The organism is Rhodobacter sp. P2_H5 (genome assembly GCF_056403335.1).
The window spans coordinates 1-598 of record NZ_JBFUFS010000134.1 but is presented as its reverse complement, the minus strand read 5'-3'; the positions used below and the strand labels follow the sequence as shown (position 1 = coordinate 598).

At 64.4% G+C, this 598-nt stretch carries 1 protein-coding gene; it reads left to right on the top strand.

What is annotated here, in order from left to right:
- Positions 1–504 (top strand): HipA domain-containing protein (locus tag AC1DVR_RS23945; protein WP_478003115.1); only part of this gene is annotated, 504 nt, incomplete at its 5' end.
- Positions 505–598: the final 94 nt, after the last annotated feature.

Genomic DNA, 598 nt, shown 5'->3' with positions numbered 1-598 from the left:
GACTTGGCCGAGGTCATCCGGCACAGGTTCACCGCGCCGAAAGACACCCTGCACGAGCTTTTCGGGCGAATCTGCTTCAACATCCTGTGCGGCAACACCGACGACCATGCCCGCAACCACGCCGCCTTCTGGGACGGCAAGACGCTGTCGCTGACCCCCGCCTATGACATTTGCCCGCAAGGCCGAACCGGCTCCGAGGCCACTCAGGCGATGCTGATCAGCGGTGACAACCGGAGAAGCACGCTGGCCAGTTGCCTGGCCGCCGCGCCGACCTTCCTGCTGGACGAAAACAAGGCGACGCAGATCATCCTGCAGCAGATCACCGGGATCGCGGACGCGTGGGACCCTGTCTGTGATGAAGCGAAGCTCAGCCAGACCGACAAGAGCCTCTTCGCGGGCCGTCAATTCCTGAACGCCTATTGCGCGCAGGACCTCGGCAAGGATTCATCCGCGTTGCGCGAGGCGGTCGCGGCGGCGCGGGCGAAGATTTCCGCACGGGGCTGATCAGCCGTGACTGCGAAGCGCCTGGATCGGCATGCCGGTATCGATCTTGGGCTGGTCCATCACGATCTGGCTTTGCACGCGCGCCACACTGGGA